The organism is Enterococcus sp. LJL90, from assembly GCF_056924355.1.
The window spans coordinates 85,686-103,086 of the sequence record NZ_JBXPBQ010000008.1; the positions used below are offsets into that span (position 1 = coordinate 85,686).

At 40.9% G+C, this 17,401-nt stretch carries 16 protein-coding genes and 2 pseudogenes; 2 read left to right on the top strand and 16 right to left on the bottom strand.

Features of this window, described 5'->3' with window-relative positions:
* Nucleotides 1-69: 69 nt before the first annotated feature.
* Nucleotides 70-978, top strand: coding sequence for a lactate/malate family dehydrogenase (locus AC1Z3S_RS15705; RefSeq protein ID WP_461741143.1), 909 nt, complete (start codon nucleotides 70-72; stop codon nucleotides 976-978).
* Nucleotides 979-1,150: 172 nt separating this feature from the next.
* On the opposite strand, the gene AC1Z3S_RS15710 is transcribed toward AC1Z3S_RS15705, so the two are convergent.
* The 13 genes and pseudogenes from AC1Z3S_RS15710 to AC1Z3S_RS15770 all read right to left on the bottom strand — a co-directional run bounded on the left by AC1Z3S_RS15710 (nucleotide 1,151) and on the right by AC1Z3S_RS15770 (nucleotide 12,770).
* On the bottom strand, nucleotides 1,151-1,618 hold the full coding sequence (locus tag AC1Z3S_RS15710; protein ID WP_461736425.1) for an Lrp/AsnC family transcriptional regulator: 468 nt from the start codon (nucleotides 1,616-1,618) through the stop codon (nucleotides 1,151-1,153).
* A 297-nt stretch (nucleotides 1,619-1,915) separates the two neighbouring features.
* On the bottom strand, nucleotides 1,916-2,923 hold the full coding sequence (locus AC1Z3S_RS15715; protein ID WP_461741144.1) for a DUF4340 domain-containing protein: 1,008 nt from the start codon (nucleotides 2,921-2,923) through the stop codon (nucleotides 1,916-1,918).
* A gap of 9 nt (nucleotides 2,924-2,932) precedes the next feature.
* Complete coding sequence (locus AC1Z3S_RS15720; protein WP_461741145.1) at nucleotides 2,933-4,579, bottom strand: Gldg family protein; 1,647 nt, start codon at nucleotides 4,577-4,579, stop codon at nucleotides 2,933-2,935.
* Nucleotides 4,580-4,589: 10 nt separating this feature from the next.
* The gene (locus AC1Z3S_RS15725; protein ID WP_461741146.1) at nucleotides 4,590-5,456 is read right to left on the bottom strand and encodes an ABC transporter permease; all 867 of its coding nucleotides are present in this window, start codon (nucleotides 5,454-5,456) and stop codon (nucleotides 4,590-4,592) included.
* Nucleotides 5,453-6,460 (bottom strand): ABC transporter ATP-binding protein, encoded by a 1,008-nt coding sequence (locus AC1Z3S_RS15730; protein ID WP_461741147.1) that lies wholly within the window; start codon nucleotides 6,458-6,460, stop codon nucleotides 5,453-5,455. Before AC1Z3S_RS15730 ends, AC1Z3S_RS15725 begins: the two co-directional genes overlap by 4 nt.
* 304 nt (nucleotides 6,461-6,764) lie before the next feature.
* Nucleotides 6,765-8,162 (bottom strand): annotated as a pseudogene (gene gltA / locus AC1Z3S_RS15735) (NADPH-dependent glutamate synthase).
* Nucleotides 8,155-8,971, bottom strand: a pseudogene (locus tag AC1Z3S_RS15740) (sulfide/dihydroorotate dehydrogenase-like FAD/NAD-binding protein). The pseudogenes gltA and AC1Z3S_RS15740 overlap by 8 nt, the downstream one beginning before the upstream one ends.
* Nucleotides 8,972-9,218: 247 nt before the next feature.
* Complete coding sequence (locus AC1Z3S_RS15745) at nucleotides 9,219-9,632, bottom strand: DUF3021 domain-containing protein (protein WP_461741148.1); 414 nt, start codon at nucleotides 9,630-9,632, stop codon at nucleotides 9,219-9,221.
* Nucleotides 9,633-10,088 carry a LytTR family DNA-binding domain-containing protein gene (locus AC1Z3S_RS15750; protein WP_461741149.1) on the bottom strand — a complete coding sequence of 152 codons (456 nt, stop codon included), beginning with the start codon at nucleotides 10,086-10,088 and terminating at the stop codon, nucleotides 9,633-9,635.
* A 16-nt stretch (nucleotides 10,089-10,104) separates the two neighbouring features.
* Nucleotides 10,105-10,965: an ABC transporter permease gene (locus AC1Z3S_RS15755; RefSeq protein WP_461741150.1), complete on the bottom strand. Its 861-nt coding sequence runs from the start codon at nucleotides 10,963-10,965 to the stop codon at nucleotides 10,105-10,107.
* Nucleotides 10,949-11,848 carry an ABC transporter ATP-binding protein gene (locus AC1Z3S_RS15760; RefSeq protein WP_461741151.1) on the bottom strand — a complete coding sequence of 300 codons (900 nt, stop codon included), beginning with the start codon at nucleotides 11,846-11,848 and terminating at the stop codon, nucleotides 10,949-10,951. The genes AC1Z3S_RS15755 and AC1Z3S_RS15760 overlap by 17 nt, the downstream gene beginning before the upstream one ends.
* A 309-nt stretch (nucleotides 11,849-12,157) precedes the next feature.
* On the bottom strand, nucleotides 12,158-12,571 hold the full coding sequence (locus tag AC1Z3S_RS15765; RefSeq protein WP_461741152.1) for a hypothetical protein: 414 nt from the start codon (nucleotides 12,569-12,571) through the stop codon (nucleotides 12,158-12,160).
* Nucleotides 12,561-12,770, bottom strand: a complete 210-nt coding sequence (locus AC1Z3S_RS15770) for a helix-turn-helix transcriptional regulator (RefSeq protein WP_461741153.1) — start codon at nucleotides 12,768-12,770, stop codon at nucleotides 12,561-12,563. The genes AC1Z3S_RS15765 and AC1Z3S_RS15770 overlap by 11 nt, the downstream gene beginning before the upstream one ends.
* A gap of 219 nt (nucleotides 12,771-12,989) precedes the next feature.
* Between AC1Z3S_RS15770 and AC1Z3S_RS15775 the strand changes: the two genes are divergently transcribed.
* Nucleotides 12,990-14,228, top strand: a complete 1,239-nt coding sequence (locus AC1Z3S_RS15775) for an MFS transporter (protein ID WP_461741154.1) — start codon at nucleotides 12,990-12,992, stop codon at nucleotides 14,226-14,228.
* A 95-nt stretch (nucleotides 14,229-14,323) separates the two neighbouring features.
* Here the strand turns inward: AC1Z3S_RS15775 and AC1Z3S_RS15780 are convergent, their stop codons facing one another.
* From AC1Z3S_RS15780 to AC1Z3S_RS15790, 3 genes are all read right to left on the bottom strand, one after another.
* A complete protein-coding gene (locus AC1Z3S_RS15780; RefSeq protein WP_265458465.1) occupies nucleotides 14,324-14,587 on the bottom strand; it encodes a type B 50S ribosomal protein L31 in 264 nt (87 codons plus the stop codon).
* A gap of 99 nt (nucleotides 14,588-14,686) precedes the next feature.
* Nucleotides 14,687-15,982 carry a transcription termination factor Rho gene (gene rho / locus AC1Z3S_RS15785; protein ID WP_265458464.1) on the bottom strand — a complete coding sequence of 432 codons (1,296 nt, stop codon included), beginning with the start codon at nucleotides 15,980-15,982 and terminating at the stop codon, nucleotides 14,687-14,689.
* Nucleotides 15,979-17,256 (bottom strand): UDP-N-acetylglucosamine 1-carboxyvinyltransferase, encoded by a 1,278-nt coding sequence (locus tag AC1Z3S_RS15790; protein WP_265458462.1) that lies wholly within the window; start codon nucleotides 17,254-17,256, stop codon nucleotides 15,979-15,981. The genes rho and AC1Z3S_RS15790 overlap by 4 nt, the downstream gene beginning before the upstream one ends.
* Between the last annotated feature and the right edge of the window lie 145 nt (nucleotides 17,257-17,401).

The following is a 17,401-nucleotide window of genomic DNA, read 5'->3' on the forward strand; positions in this document are numbered from 1 at the left end:
AAAACCTCTGGACAAGTCGAAACTCTCTTGAAATAATAAAGACTATTCTATAAAAAGGGACTGAAGTAAATGCGTAAAATTGCCATGATTGGTTTAGGTCATGTCGGCAGCACCGCCGCTCAGCTACTGATTCAGCGGGGGCTAGTCGATGAATTAATCTTATTTGATAAAAATACTGAAGTAGCAGAGGCTGAAGTCAATGATTTGCTGCAAGGTCAGATTGATACCACCTTAGCAGTCAAATTAACTGCTAACCAGCTGGCAGAATTAAAAAATTGCCAGCTCATCATCATGGCAGCTGGTGATAGTAGCTTATTAGCCGGTGATGTCGACCGGGTGGAGGAATTGCGCTTTACCCAGCAGGTGATTGAAGAATGGGCGCCGAAAATCAAAGCCAGCGGTTTTTCCGGCAGCTCGTTAATTATCACCAATCCCTGTGATGTGATTACCGGCTATTTCCAAAAGCTTACACAGCTGCCAACTGAAAAAGTTTTTGGAACAGGCACTTCTTTAGACACTGCTCGCATGAAACAAACGCTAGCTGAAAAGGCCGGTGTTCACCCGACAACTATTAACGGTTATGTTTTTGGTGAGCACGGCGATACACAGTTTACCCAGTGGTCAAATTTACAAATTGCCGGCAGCCTCTTCGCTGAAAAATTATCTTTAGCTGAGCTTGCCGAATTAGAAACCGAATTTCGCCGCAAAGCCTCAACAGTTTTTCTAGGAAAAGGCTACACCAGCTACGGCATTGCTAATCAAGCCGCCTTAATTGTTGAAGCTATTTTTTCAGATAGTCAAAAAATTATGCCTGTTTCTGTTTACAATCACAAAGAAAAAATTTATATCAGTCAGCTAGCGCGTCTTGGAAAAAATGGCATTGAAGAAATTTATCCTCTGATTTTAAATGAGGCTGAAACAAAAAAATGGCAGCTTTCCGTGGCCCGCATCAAAGAAATGATTGCTGAACTCCAATAAAAAAAGCTATGCCATTAGTCTTTTTAACAGAGGAAATTCCGAATAGTACGATTGCTTCTGAAGTCCAGTTGGCCCTCGTTGCAAATCGACAATCTTTAGTCGTTGTTGCTAAAAATTGTTCGTGAAATTCGCTTCTGTTTTAACTAGTGGCATAACTTTTTTATAGGAGATTTTACATTACTTTTTCGCCCAATTTATTTTTTTCTGATTCCAAGATAAGTCCACGGGATTCAACCTGTGTTGAAAAAACAATATGGGTTCTCGTGTCGCCAAAGCGCTGTAGCTGATTGATAAATTCATCCAGCTCAATCGTGGTTTTAAACACGACCTTCAGCTGCATGGAATAATCGCCAGTGATGCAGTCGCATTCCAACACGTTAGCAACCCCGCCGACAAAGCTATAAAAAGCTTCTTTGTCCTTGGCATTAACAGCACAATGAATGTAGGCTTTAATTAGATAGCCTAATTTTTGATAATCAATTTGGGCTTGATAGTTTTTGATCAAGCCTTGATTTTCCAAATTTTGCAGGCGGACAGATGCTGCTGGTGAAGAGATAAAGCACTCTGAAGCAATCTGCTTAATAGAAACCCGGCCGTTTTCTTGAATAATATTGACAATCTTAGTATCGATTTCGTCCATGTGACACAACCCCTTTATCCGAGAAACAACCAGCGCCTGCTTAAAGCAACCTATATTGAAAATTTCAAGTCAATTCTCATCTATTTTTAATTATGTCTATAATTGTACGCATTCTAACCAGAAATTTCAATAAAAATTTAGTTATTTTTAAAATTGGTCTACAAAATAATTTGTACTAAACAAGGATTAAATTATGAGAACGCTTTTTTTGATTTCACTAACATGAAATTTTCTGCCCATTGAAAAAATTTACCACAAAGGCTTTCTCATTTGTTAAAAAGCTTTGAGATTTCTATTTTATGACTCTGAAAAGGCACTCAGTAAATTTTCCACAGTGCTTTGTGACAATTGGTATACAACAGAATTATCCGGCACCTGCAAATAATAATAGCCGGTCTCGCTATCTAAATTACCGATATACATCGTAAAGGTTTCTTCTTCATCATCAGCTTGATAAACCACTTCATAGGTGGTTCGCGCATCTGTTGACAATCCGTAGCTAGTTAACTCCTCATCAGTCGGCTGATAATTAATTGAGCTAGAAATATACAAAGATGTCAAATAAGAAACTGCATCACTAAAAGGCGTTGCTGCTGCTTCAGTTGATTCAGTGGTCGTCGTTTCTGTGGAAGATTCTGCTGTTGAATCCTCTGTTGTGCTGCTTTCCGTCGTTTCCGTCTGATCATCTTCCGCCGTTAGTTCCGTGTAAATGCCATCAGTAATTTGGCTGACGCTAATCACAGTGTCGCTATCTAAAGCTGGCACTTCTGGTGTCGCCACTAAAGTATTAACATCAAAAGTTAAATAAGAAACCAGCGTTGAGTCAATCACATAAATGGTGTCACTGTCAGCTAGCTTTGCATAATAGCTGCCATCACTGAGGGTGTTGCCAATTAAAATTTCTCCTTCGGCCTCTTCTGTTGCAAACTGAATTTGATACGTCGGTTCAGCCAAACCGTAGGCCGCTAAATCATCCAAGTCCTCAGTTAATTCTTTAGTTGCTGTCAGCTGACCAATTGCTTGGGCGGTGACTTCCAGCGTTGAGGTGCTCAAAGAAACATCTGGCACGCTAGTATCCACCCAGTCATCATCATTTTTTTCAAAACTGAGTGTGTCACTGCTGCCAGAGTAGCTAAAGCTGGTTAAGTCCGCATAATCCGTCACGTAAATTGTCGCCGCTTCAGAGGAGGCCGCTGTGTCAGCAGCGACGTCCTCATTATAATTGGCTAGAAAAATATAGATTATCATCCCAATAATTAGCAGCCCGCTTAAAATCACATAAGGATTCTTATAAACTTTTTGCATAATAACCTCCTAAGCCTTTCTTCTTCTCAACCAGATAACAAAACCAACAATTAAAATAATCAGTGGAATGATTAAAATCATAAACAGACTGTAGCTGCCAGGATTTGTAACTGTATTTGTGTTAGAAGATAAAGTTTTTGCTTCAATGCTGATATTGGAAACATCAGCAAAATTAGCCGTCACCATATTCATAAACAGCGTGCTGTTTTCAATTGTCGAAATGGAGGCTAAAATTGAATCATCCATCATGTTTGTGCTACTAACAACGGTCAACATGCCGTCAGAAACTTCTTCAGCCTCTGCATCTTCATCGGCGTCACTGCTTTCAGTTGTTTCAGTGCTGCTTTCGGTGGTGGATTCAGTCGTTGATTCAGTCGTTGATTCAGTCGTTGATTCAGTCGTTGATTCAGTCGTAGCATCACTAGTTGAATCGGTTGTTGCTTCTGTTGTTGAATCGGTAGTCGCTTCTTCCTCTTCAGTAGTCACCGTTTGCGTTGCAACTGCGCCTAAAAGATACGTGCCTTGAACCTGGTCGTCTTCTGTCACATCATAGCCGCCCGAGCTGGTTTCCATCAAAGAAGTAACTGTGACATTTTCAATTGTTGGATCAACTTCCGTGAAGCCTTTGGTATTTAAAATCAAGACCATTTCATTTTCAATACCTTCTGCATAAGTTCCGCTTAAAGTTAGATTCGGGAATAAATAATAAGGCTGTCCTTGATACGAGCGTTCTGTATCGGCAACATAGCCGGTGGTTTCCGCTAAACCATAAGCCTCCATAAAGCTGCTTAAATTCGGCAGGTCAGGATTTTCGGCACTTAATACCACCATAACTTTTCCACCGGCGGCAATATAGTTCTCCAGCTGAGTAATTTCATCTGTTGTGAAATCTGTGGTCGGCCCGTAGATTAGTAATAAATCCGCATCCGTTGGTAGTTCACCCGTCATCAAAGTGTTGACAGTGTTTGTGGCGTAATTATTTTTTGAGAAAGCATCGGTGATTGACGTCGGAAAATCTGTTTCGCCGTGTCCCTCCGTTGTGTAAATAACTTGAGCTTCGTTGCTGGTCAAAGCATTAAGAGCACTGGTAATTGCCCCATCGCCATCAAAGGTTGTTACCGTGTTGTAGCTGCTATCATAACCAGAATACAAAATTTCGCTGAAGCTGACGGTCATAGACTCTCCCGTCGTCTGGTCGATAATCACCAAAGTATCTTCATCGGCACTGTATTCAGTTAAAGCAGAAGGATGGAGCGTCGGGTCAATCCACTCCACTGAAATATTTTTTGAGAGACTAGCATATTTTTCAATAAAGGTGCTGATAGTCGTATCAGTTTCTGATTGATTGGCTAAGACTACAAAATCAATCTCGTCTGACAAATTCTCCAAGAAATTTTCAGAGGTTGTCGAGACCTCCATGATTTGTTCCTCACTTAAATCAATCGTCTGAACAGAGGCTGGCAATTGATTGGCAATCAAGTTGACGAGCATCACTAGAACAATCACCAAAACTGTTAAGCCGCCACGGTATGTCCCCTGCTTGAAATTTTTTGTTTGGAAGGATTCTTTAAGCGACTGCCATGAAAATAAGAGCAGCACTTCCTTTAAACTGCGTTTAGGACTTTTATTTGCGAATAATTTATTTTTCTTCTTCATCTGCTTTCTCCTAGCTCCAACGCCGCTTTTGTAATACTTGCAGCGTCAAAAAATTAAATAAGCCAATTAAGGACAATAAAAAGACGAGGTTTGGCACGCTGAAGAGATTGCTGTCCACTGAGTTATACAAAATGCTGGTCAAATCAAAGCCGGCTAATAGATTACTCAACAAGCTTTCATAGGCTGTTCCATTTACCACATAAATCACCACTGCAATTATGCCTGTAATCAAAAAGAATAGGCCGCTGAAAAGGCCACTACCTAGATAAGAAAACAGAACTAAAGATGCGACTGCCAGTAATAAAAGTATCGCAATTAAATTATAGAAACCAATCGTCGGCAGATAAGCACTCAGGCTGCTCCAAAAATACAGCAGCAATAATATTCCCATCGTGCCGATAGCCGCGATAATTTGACTCTCTGTTAAAGAGGAAATCAACATTCCTAAGGCTATGTACAAGGAACCAATCAAAAAGAATAAGAAGATGGTCAAATAATCAATTGTCAAATGGGCAGAACCCAGCGTCAAAATAATAATCGGGCAAATACAAAAAATTAAACAGGCAATCGCCAAAATACTAATCATTGAAAGATATTTGCCTAAAACTATTTCCCATAATTTGACGGGCGCCGTCAGCAGCAATTGGTCGGTTTTGCTGCGGCGCTCTTCTGCAAAGGACTTCATCGTTAAAATCGGCACGGCAATAATCATGATTAATAACCCTGAACCTAGCGCATAAGAAAAATAATTATAGCCATAATAGAGGTTGTAAACCATAAAATAAAAGCCGACAAAGGCAATCAAAAAAGCTAAAAAGACATTGCCAATCATCGTCTGAAAATAAGATTTCAGCTCTCGTTTATAAATTGCCATCATTTTGCATCACCTGCCTCATCTTTAGATTCTACCGTTTTTACAGCTACTTCCTCAGTTAATCCTTCCACCGCTTCAACTGGGTCTTGAATTAATTCTAAAAAGACATCCTCAAGGCTGGTAGTCGATTGCTGAATTTCCAAGATTGCAATTTGTTCTTTGGCAAAGGCCAAGAAAAGTTCTTCACGAATATCTGTCTGATCTTTCATCTGCAAATGGATTTTAGTCGTCTCATTTTCTACTTGATAATCCGCCTGTTCAATCTGAGGCAGATCGGCTAAAATCTTCTCCGCTATAGCTGGCGTCGTTTTTACCGTTAATTCGATGCTTAGCGGTGCATTCATCAGGTTGCCGATATTGTCAGTGGTTTCTTTGATGACTAATTTGCCTTTAGCCATGATTAAAAATTCATCGCAGACCTCTTGGACCTCAGCCAAAATATGCGAACTGAAAATAATCGTGTGCTCTTCAGCCAGCTCCCGAATCAAACTGCGAATTTCAATAATCTGCTGCGGGTCCAAGCCGACAGTCGGCTCATCTAAAATAATGACCTCAGGATAGCCCATGATTGCCTGAGCTAAACCAACCCGCTGTTTGTAGCCTTTAGACAGATTTTTTATCAGTCGCTGGCGGACCTCGCCTAATTGAACTTTGGCGATTACTTCTTCAATTCTCTGCTGCCGTTTATTGTGGGGGATTTTTTTTAATTCCCCACAAAAGGATAAATATTCCTCCACCTTCATATCCAAGTACAAAGGCGGTTGCTCTGGCAGGTAGCCGATTTTACTTTTGACCATCTCAGGATTTTTTAAAATATCCAGCCCGTCAATTTCCACCGTGCCGGAAGTTGCGCCGATATAGCCGGTGATGATGTTCATGGTCGTTGATTTACCGGCACCATTTGCTCCCAGCAGGCCATAAACTTTTCCATTTTCGACAGTAAAGCTCAAATCTGCCAAGGCCAGCTGATTACCATACCGTTTCACTAAATTTTTTACCTCAATCAAAGCGTATTCCTCCATTTTATAAATATTCAGAAAATAGCATTTTTTTAATATAGAGAAAAGTCTTGGCTTTTTTTTGAAGTTTTTCTGATAATTGATTGAGGAAAAAGGCAAAAATAATTTATGGAAAATTCATATTTTTATAAAAAAAGAAACTGTCTCACCAGTTATTCATAGCTAAACGCCTAGTGCCTAGTCCCCTTTAGCGCTGTTCCTCTAAAGAATTTCAAACACATAAGTTAGCTATTTTTTACTGATGTTACAGTTTCAAAATTAAATATATTTTTTTGTTGATTGTTGCAAAAAATTATTTTTTTCCTTCAATGTAGCTGGCAATTTCTTTGGCGGCAATTTTGCCAGCTCCCATCGCCAAGATTACAGTAGCGGCACCAGTCACAATGTCGCCGCCGGCATAAACGCCTGGAATTGAAGTTTGACAGGTCGCTTCTTCAGCGTCGACATAGCCCCATTTATTTAAGGCCAACTCTGGATAAGTTTCCAGTAAAACGCGATTTGGTCCTTGACCAATCGCTTCAATCGCCGTATCGGCTTCAATCACAAATTCGCTGTCGGCAATGGCAACTGGCCGCCGCCGTCCGCTTTCATCCGGCTCGCCTAATTCCATTTGCAAACACTTAACACCTTTTAACGAGCCATTTTCATCTGCCAAATATTCTGTGGGGCTCGTCAACCAATAAAATTGAATGCCTTCTTCCATTGCATGATGATATTCTTCTAAACGGGCCGGCAATTCATCCAAAGAACGGCGGTAAACAATCGCCACTTCCTTGGCACCAATTCTTTTGGCACTTCTGGCGGCATCCATCGCCACATTGCCGCCGCCGATGACCACGACTTTTTGCGAATTTTGAATCGGTGTATCATAATCAGGAAATTGATTGCCATGCATTAAATTAATGCGGGTCAAAAATTCACTAGAGGAGTACACTCCCTTTAAAGCCGAACCGGGGATTCCTTGAAAATTCGGCGCTCCAGCACCAACCGCCAGATAGCAGGCATCAAATTCCTCCATAATTTCTGTCATGGTAATTGTCTTACCCACCACAACATTGGTTTCAATGGTTACGCCTTGAGCTTTTATACCATCAATTTCTTTTTGCACGACTTCTTTTGGCAGACGAAAGGCTGGAATGCCATAAGATAAAACGCCGCCTGCTAAATGCAAGGCTTCATAAATTGTCACTTGAAAACCTAAAGCCGCTAAATCGCCGGCGCAGGTCAAGCCAGAAGGCCCCGAACCAATAACGGCGACTTTTCCTTGATAAGTTTTAGGTGGCGTGACTTTTTCTGTTGGTTGTTGAATCGCCCAATCCCCTACTAATCTTTCTAAACGACCGATTGCTACTGGTTCAAATTTTTTCGATTGACCAAGACGACAGACCATCTCGCATTGTTTTTCTTGGGGACAAACCCGTCAACAAATTGCCGGCAGGTTAGTATAGCGGTTTAAAATTTTATAGGCTTCTGCTAAATCTTCATCTTCAATCGCTTTAATAAAACCGGGAATATCAATTTCCACGGGACATTTGGCAATACAGGGAGCATTTTTACATTGCAGACAACGGCTGGCCTCTAATTGACCTTCTGCAAGAGTGTAGCCAAAGCTCACCTCGGAAAAATTATGGTTGCGGACTTCTGCCTTTTGCTCTGCCATTGGCGTTTTTGTATAACTTCTTTTAGCCATGGTCCTCCACCTGCTCTCGATATTTTTGATAAGCTGTTTCTTCAGCGCTGCGATACTGTGACATCCGGGCGATAAATTCATCCCAGGCTACTTCGGCGCCTAAAAATTCCGGACCGTCAACGCAGGCATATTTTACAGAATCAGCCACCGCACATGCCAGTACCATCCACCATAATCGGATTTAAGGAAACATAAATCGGCAAATCAAATTCCATCGCTGTCAGCGTCGCAAATTTCATCATGGGGCTAGGACCAATTGCCCAACCAAAATCAATCGTTTCTGTTTTCAAAACTTTTTTCATTGCATCGGTGACTAAGCCTTTTTCACCTAGAGAGCCGTCGTCCGTCATTAAAATCAATTGGTCGGAATAACGGTTACATTCTTCCTTTAAAATTAATAAGTCAGCCGTTTTTGCTCCTAAAATTGTCGTGACAGTATTGCCGGCTTCCTTCAGCGCTTTAACGATTGGGAATAATGCGGCAATCCCAACACCGCCGCCGACCATTAACACATGACCGTAATTTTTAATTTCGGTGGCCTTGCCAAGAGGTCCGACAAAATCTTGAATCTCATCACCGGTGTTCAGCGCTGCCAATTGAGCAGTGGATTTACCAATCACTTGAAAAATCAGCCGCACCCAACCGGCTTCAGGATCAGTTGCTACCACCGTTAATGGAACTCTTTCGCCAAAATCATCAATCCGCAAGATAACAAACTGGCCGGCCTGCGCTTTTTTGGCAACTCGAGGATTTTCGATATAAATTTCATATTCTGTGTCAGCAAGTTTATTTTTGGCAATAATTTTCATCTAAATTACCTCCGCTAAAAAATCTATCTTTTTTGGTAAAAGCTACTCTTAATTAGTGCTAATTTTACCCTATAATCCCAGATTAATGAAGATTTATTTTAAAGCTTCATTATTTTTTGAAAAATCGAGGCCTTTCATAAACAAAATAAGCCGCCAAGTACAAGCAACTTGGCGGCCGATATATATTTTGGAGGCAATAAAAAAATTTTTTATTGGCATACTGCTCCTCGATAAAAATTCCCAAAAATTATTTTTCTGCTCGATTTTTCCGCAATTGCCGATTAATCTTGCTGATTTTCCGACGTTGCAGCATTTTTAACACGAGCCAGACAAACAGGTAACTGATGAAAAAATAGCCAAATGCCGTAAGACCATCCTCCAGCAAAAGATCCTGCCAACCATTTACCATAAAAATGAAAATTGCGAGTAGCATGGTGCAAAGAAAGTGCAGCAAGAGGGCAAGGGAAAAATTGATTTCCAAGTCAAAAATACCGGTCAGCTGACCCGAGCAACCACCTAAAAACAAAACACTGACAACATTGCCAACGCTTAATGGCTCAGTCTGAATCTGAAACAAACGCAAAGTGGCAAAAATGATTGCAGCGAAGATGACTCCGGCAAAAAAACGGGACAGAATTTTCTTAATTATTTTTTTATCCATTTACACGCCCAGCCTTTTCATTAAATTTGGCAGGTATTTGCGGCTGACACTCTCTTGGTAGCCGCCGTTTAAAAATGCCAGCATATTTCCGGAAAAACTATCCTCTAAATAATCCAGCTGATTGATATTAATCACGGAAAATTTTGAAATCTGTAAAAAATCCGGATTACGCAAACGCTCGACAAATTGGTACAAGCGTTCCTTCGTTTGATATTCGCCATTTAAGGTCTTAATCGTCAATTCTGCTTTTTGAACGGACACCACCACAATCGTTTCAACCTTGACTAAGGCAATTCGCTCCTTTTGTTTTAAAGGAATTGCCGTCGGTGTTTCCTCTAATAAGTATTCTAGTTCAGCCACGAGCCGCTGCACCTGCTGATTTGCAGGAGCGGCTTTGATGAAAATTTCTAATTCATCCTCTGCCAGCTGCTCTGTCAGTTGCACCTCAATTTTCATGTTGTTTCTCCTCAGATTAACTCAATTCAGCTTTTCTGCGTCTTGCTGCTAAAACAATCAACAGCAGTCCTAAAAGTCCGATCCCTATCAGTATAACAAATTCATAGCCGGCTGCCGCAAAGTTTCCCCATCCAATCTCAATTCCCAGAGAAGTTTTGGCTAAAGCTAATTCATTGGCAGACAGTTGGTTGGTCGCATCTGCTAACGTCGGGGCCAACAAAATTCGACGATACCAAGCTGCCAGATAAATCGCCGGGGTCCCTTTAATCAGACTTTGCCCGAATTCTGGCAATAATCCCAACGGCACATAGACACAGGCCATAAACCCAGCTGCAGTTCCTAAAATGGTTTCAATTTTTCCTAAAGTGTTTTTGCGCTTAATAAAACTAATCACCGCAAAAAAGAGCAGGCTGAAACAAAATGAGCTAAAAAACACCACTACTAAGAGCATTGGCAATTGACTGAAGGGGATGGTAATCTGATCCACCAGCACAAAATAGCAACCCATGATTAACAATAAAATCAGCTGCATCACACTTCCAATAATAGTTGCACTCAGCACGTAGCTGAGATTTTTTTGTGTTTCCTTCAACCCAACCAAAGTAATATCGTTCAGCACATTTCTTTCCCGGTCCTCCACCATCTGACCTAACCCCGCCAAAGTGCTGGTAATCGCCGTCACCGCCAATGTTCCACCAATCAACCATAAATCTAATAACTGAACGCCTTGCGCCACTTGAGTCCAGTTCCCCATCATCGTGTCCCGCAAAAAAATGATATACAGGACAAATGAAATCAAGGCCCCCAAGACTGAAAAAATTACGCCACTGCGATTTCTAAAATAAATCATTAAGTTTCGTTCAATTAATCCGCTCATCACTAGTTTCCTCCTTAGTTACCGCTAAAAAGACATCATCCATACTGCCTTCATAAAAATGAAAATTGCTAATTTGATTACGATTCGCCGTTAAAATTTCAATTGCGGTTTGAACGCGAATATTAGAAAAAGTCAACAGCTGGCCCATTTTTTCAAAAGCCACATCCGAAGGGATTTTTTCGCTAATTTTTTCAGGAACTGCCGTCTCGATTTCTAAAACGTTAGTAGTATAGGCTTGTCGCAATTTTTCGGCTGTTCCCTCTGCAATAATCTGACCTTCTTTGAGAATATAAACGTAGTCGGCATTATTCGCCTCTTCCAGATAATGAGTAGTTAAAAAAATTGTCAGCTGTGTCTCCCGCTGTAATTTTTCTAGGAGTTGCCAAATCATTTTGCGGGATTGAATATCTAAGCCGGTCGTTGGTTCATCTAAAAATAAAATTCGCGGCTGGTGCAACAAAGCTCTAGCGATGTCGACTCGCCTTTTTTGACCGCCGGATAAGGTGCCGTATTTTTGTTTTTCAAAGGTGGTCAATTGAAAAAGCTCTGATAATTCTTGTATTCTCACCTTTGAAACCCGGCCACTCATTTTCCCCCGCAAAGTCAAATTTTCCCAAACCGTCAGGTCATCATCTAAAATACTATTTTGAAAGACAACACCAATTTGCTGATAATACTCAGCAGTCTTAACGGCTTGACCGTCTAATAATATTTGGCCGCTGGTTGCCGGCGCTAATTTAGTCAGCATGGAGATTGTGGTTGATTTCCCCGAACCGTTAGGCCCCAAGAAAGCCACAAAGGAACCGGCTGCTATTTCCAAATTTATCCCCTTAACCGCTTGAAGTGTTCCGTAATTTTTAGTTAGATTGTTGACTGTTAACATCTTCAGCACCTCTTTTCGTACACTCAGTTTATAAAATTTCCCAGCTCTTGTGTCAAAAAAGACGGTAAGTGGTGGAAATTTGAAACTGAGTGGTCAAAAAAATACTGTGAAAGTTCAATAAAAAAAACCTGTGACATTAGTCTTTTTAACAGATGAAATCCCGAACTATATCTTATTTGCTCCTGCGGCCCAGTAGGTCTTCGTCGCAAATGAACCATATCTAGTGGTTTTCACTAGCTACCGCTCGTAAAAAGTTCGGCTCTGTTCTAACTAATGTCACAGCCTCTTAAAAAGTGATGATATTGCAGTTTACATTTCTTTGCCCAATTTCAATCGCCAAAAAAGCGAGTACCCTTGAATGACTAAGTAGACAGCTACCAACGAGAGCACAACCGGTAAATTTTCCTTCATCAATGCATATGCCAACATTAAAGCGCCGAGTGAAATTGTCATCAAATCAAAGCCTTTAGCTTTTGCTAGCAGCGCAATTTGAACATTGCGCTCGTCGTTTTCTTCAATTTCAAAGGCTTTTTTTGCTGCCGCATCTTTTTTGAAGGCCAGCTCCTGCAAAATAGCCCCCAAATAATTGCCGAATAGGCCACAGCCAAAGGCAATTAAAAAATACGGCAGGCCCCAGCTCAACCAAAGTTCTTTATGTAATCCAAATAGACCAGCCAAAAAAAGTATTAAACTGCCGCTTAATTTTACCAGCTTAGCGTTCATCTTCTTCCTCCTCGTAAATAAAAATATCTTCAATTGCCACATCAAAATAGCGGGCCAGCTTAAAAGCCAATAAAATCGATGGATTATAGCGCCCATTTTCTAGAGAGCTAATGGTTTGCCGGGAAACTAACAAGGCCTGCACCAAGTCCTCTTGAGTGACGCCCCGCTCTTTGCGAATTTTTTCTAAATTATTTTTCATGGACTTCTTTCCCTTCTGACGGAAAGTATGCTTTACGTTTAAAGTGTATCAAACTTTTTCTTTTACGTAAAGTTTATTTTACGTCATGGTTGATTATATTATTGGTGAAGCTTGCCTTCTCCAACTAAAGTTCGTTTGCGAATAAGACTAAAGGCGGATGAGGTTTCACTCATTATCCTCTAAACTTATTTTAAAAATGAAGAAAGTTGGAAAAAAGGGATGGGAAAAAGAAAAAATATTACCTATTTAATTTTAGGACAATTTATTTCTGTGTTTGGCGGAGCAATTCTGCGCTTTGCCTTATCGTTGTTTGTTTTGGATATAACGGGTCGGGCAGATGTCTTTGCGACAGTCTTGGCTATTTCCAGCATTCCGGTTTTATTTGCGCCGATTGGCGGGGCAATTGCCGATCGCTTTGACCGCAAAATTTTGATGGTGCTAATGGATGTCGCCAATGCATTTTTAGCCTTATGCTTATTCGTAGTTGTTGGTTGGAGTGAATCGATTTGGGGAATTGGCTTGATTTTATTTTTACTAGCCATTGTCGGCAGCTTTGATACACCGGTAGTTGGTGCCAGCATTCCCTTAATTGTCGAAGAACATGAATTAGAGAAAATTAACGGACTGTCAAACGGAATTTTGCAATTATCAAATGTTGTTGCACCAATTATTGGCGGTATTTTATACGGCATCTTAGGCGCTCAACTTTTAATCGGTATCAGCATTTTCTTTTTCATTTTGGCAGCAATCTTTGAAAGCTTCTTAAAAATTCCGCGAGTCCATCAAGAACACAGTGGAGCGATAGTCAAAACATTATTCAAAGATTTGCAGGCTGGCTTTCGTGAAGTGAAAAACAATGCAGTTATCTCAAAGACGATTATTATCGCTGCATTAATTAATTTTTCCCTCTCATCGTTTTTCATTGTCGGTTTGCCGATTATCTTGCGAATTATTTTAAACGTCAATGATACGTTATATGGAATTGGCATGGCGGTCTTCAGTCTTTCCAATATTTTAGGTGCCATCTTTGCCGGCATCTTAACTAAAAATTTGCGCTTTAATAATTTGTATCTAACCTTCGCCTTTTCAGGAATTCTCTTGATTGTCATGAACCTATTATTAGGCATTTTCGGCGGTGGAGTAGGCTACAGCGTTGTTATGATTATTGGAACCATTATCGGCATGATGATGAGTGCCATCTCCATCTACTTGATTTCTTTGGTGCAAAGAATCACGCCAAAGGAAAATTTGGGGAAAGTCATGGCGACCATCATTGCGGTTGCTCAATGCGCCGTTCCCGTGGGGCAATTTATCATGGGGATTCTATTTAAGAACAGCCTGACCTCTTTCTTTATCCCCATGATGATTGTCAGCAGCTTTGTTTTGCTTATTTCTTGCCTGTGTTTCTTTTGGTTTAAGCAAACTAAAGAAAGTGATATTTATGTTGTAAAAGAATAAAGTTGGAGATTTCTTCAAAAATACAGAAAAAAAACCTTCCCAAAATTTGGGAAGGTTTCGAATCATCTTGGTTAAACCAAAATTTATTGTGCAGATTATTGTTCTGCGTTTGCGTCTGCCAAACCGTATTTTTTGTTGAAACGGTCCACTCGACCATCGGCTTGAGTGAATTTTTGGCGACCAGTGTAAAATGGATGAGAATCAGAAGTTACTTCGACACGAATCACTGGATAAGTGTTGCCGTCTTCCCATTCAACAGTTTCTTGTGAAGATTTAGTTGAACCTGACAAGAATTTGAAACCTGTTGTAGAATCCATAAATACGACTGGATGGTAATCTGGATGAATTTCTTGTTTCATAACTTATTACGCTCCTTAGGCCCTGAAACATTTGCTGAATCAGAGTTATTTGTCGATAAACAACATTCATATAATATCATGAATGAATCGCTTTGACAATTATCTTTTTTGATTTCTTTTTGGGCTACGGCCGCCGAATTCAACATCTTGGAAGGCTTTTAAGAAAGCTTCGTTATTTTTGGTTTTCTTTAAGAAGCGAATTAGTTGATCGGTATATTCTAAAGAATCGCCGCTCATTTGATTCCGCAGCTTCCACGTTTCCTCTAATTGACCAGCAGACATTAACAATTCTTCTTTTCTCGTACCCGATTTCTTAATATCAATCGCTGGGAAAATCCGACGTTCTGCTAAATCACGGGAAAGATGCAATTCTTGGTTACCGGTTCCTTTAAATTCTTCGTAGATAATGTCATCCATCCGGCTACCGGTATCCACTAAAGCCGTTGCCAAGATAGTCAAGCTGCCGCCTTCTTCAACATTGCGGGCCGCTCCAAAGAATTTTTTCGGTTTGTATAAAGCCGCTGGATCAATCCCGCCGCTTAAGGTTCGACCGCTTGGCGGAATCACCAAGTTATACGCTCGCCCTAAACGGGTAATACTATCCATCAAAATCACGACGTCGCGTTTGTCCTCGACTAAACGCATCGCCCGCTCTAAAACTAATTCCGAAACGCGGGTATGATTTTGCGGCTGTTGATCAAAGGTGGAGGACACGACATCGCCTTTAACACTGCGCTCTAAATCCGTTACTTCTTCCGGGCGCTCATCAATCAACAGTAAAATTAATTCCACATCGGGATTATTTTCCGTAATCCCATTGGCAATTTCTTTTAAGACCGTTGTCTTACCCGCTTTTGGTGGCGCTACAATTAAGCCCCGTTGACCAAAACCAACTGGAGCAAACATATCAATCATTCTAGTTGATAAACGGCCAGCCGTCGTTTCTAAAATTAATTGCCGATCTGGATACAATGGCGTCAACGCTGGAAAATGCGGCCGTTCTTTCGCTTCTTCTGGGTCTTTACCGTTGACCGACTCAACATGCATCAAACCATAATAGCGTTCTGATTCCTTCGGTGGTCGCGCTTTGCCGGCGACTTTATCACCGTTTCTTAAACCAAAGCGGCGAATTTGCGAGGAGGAAATATAAATATCTTCTTGGCTGGGGCCGTAATTAATCGGCCGTAAAAAACCATACCCCTCTTGACCGACAATATCTAAAACACCCTCCATATAAAAGAAGCCCTGATTTTCCGCTTGGGCCCGAATGACAGCCAGCGCTAATTCTTTTTTGTTCATTTGACTATAATAAGGAATTTTAAATTCCTTGGCATAGGTATAAATCTCCTTCAGAGTTTTATTTTCAAGCTCTGCCATTGTTAAATAATCACTCATGCTTTTTCCTCTTCCTCAATCATCTTGATATCCGCACCAAGATTGGTTAATTTCTCAACAATGTGATCATAACCTCTTAAAATATATTCCACGTTGTAAATCGTTGTCGTGCCACTCGCCATCAAGCCAGCAATTACCAAGCAAGCGCCAGCCCGCAAATCAGAAGCAACCACTTCAGCCCCCTGCAACTCGGATGGACCTTCTGTGACAATTAAATTTTCTTTGACTGAAATATTGGCCCCCATCCGAGCTAATTCCTGCACATGATTGACACGTTTAGAATAAATAGTATCTAAAATTTCTCCCCGCCCCTGAGCTTTTAATAAAAGCGGCGTAATCGGCTGTTGCAAATCGGTAGCAAAGCCGGGATAAGGGAAAGTTTTGACACTGACCGCCTGTAATTCTTCCGTTGGGAACACTTTAATCGCATCCTCAGAAATTTCCATATGGACACCAATTTCCTGCAGCTTCGCAATAAAACTTTCCAAATGTTCAAAAATGACATTTTTCACCACAATGCCTTCACCCGCACCCATCACAGCGGCCATCGACAAATAAGTTCCCGCTTCAATGCGATCGGGAATAATTGAATGGCGGCAACCGTGCAACTCTTTGACGCCTTCAATCCGAATAATATCCGTACCTGCTCCACGAATATTGGCCCCCATATTATTTAACAAGGTCGCCACGTCGATAATTTCTGGTTCTCTAGCAGCATTTTCAATAATTGTTTTGCCTTCTGCTTTTACCGCTGCCAGCATCACATTGATTGTAGCGCCAATCGACACCATATCCATAAAAATGCGGGTTCCGTTTAAACCAGCTGCTTTCGTCCGCAAATACATCGCACCATGCTCATTGCTGACAGCAGCGCCTAAAGCTTCAAAACCCTTAATGTGCAAATCAATTGGCCGTGGTCCTAAATAACAACCGCCAGGCAGTCCAACCACCGCTTCACCAAACTTTCCTAACAAAGAGCCCATAAAATAATAGGAAGCCCGCAAGCTGTTAATTTTTCCGCTGGGCATTGGAATTGAAACTAAACCACGGGGATCAATCGTCATTTGATTATTTTCAAAGGTGACTTCAGCACCCATGATTTCTAAAATTTCAATAAGGGAATGCACATCTTGAATGTCGGGGACACCATCTAAAATTACCGGAGAGTCAGCAAGGATAGCCGCGGGGATTAATGCGACGGCACTGTTTTTAGCGCCGCTGACGGTTACTTCACCTGATAAGGGCCGACCGCCGTTGATTACTAATTTTTTCATATACAAGTCACCTATATTTATTTTTTCTAGTTGAAACCCTTTTTATCTTACCATATTTCTTTTTAGGATGATATGCAGCGGCGAGAATTGCTGGTTTTTTAAAGAATAAGCCTGTTACAACCGCTAGTTGATTGTTGATTTTAAA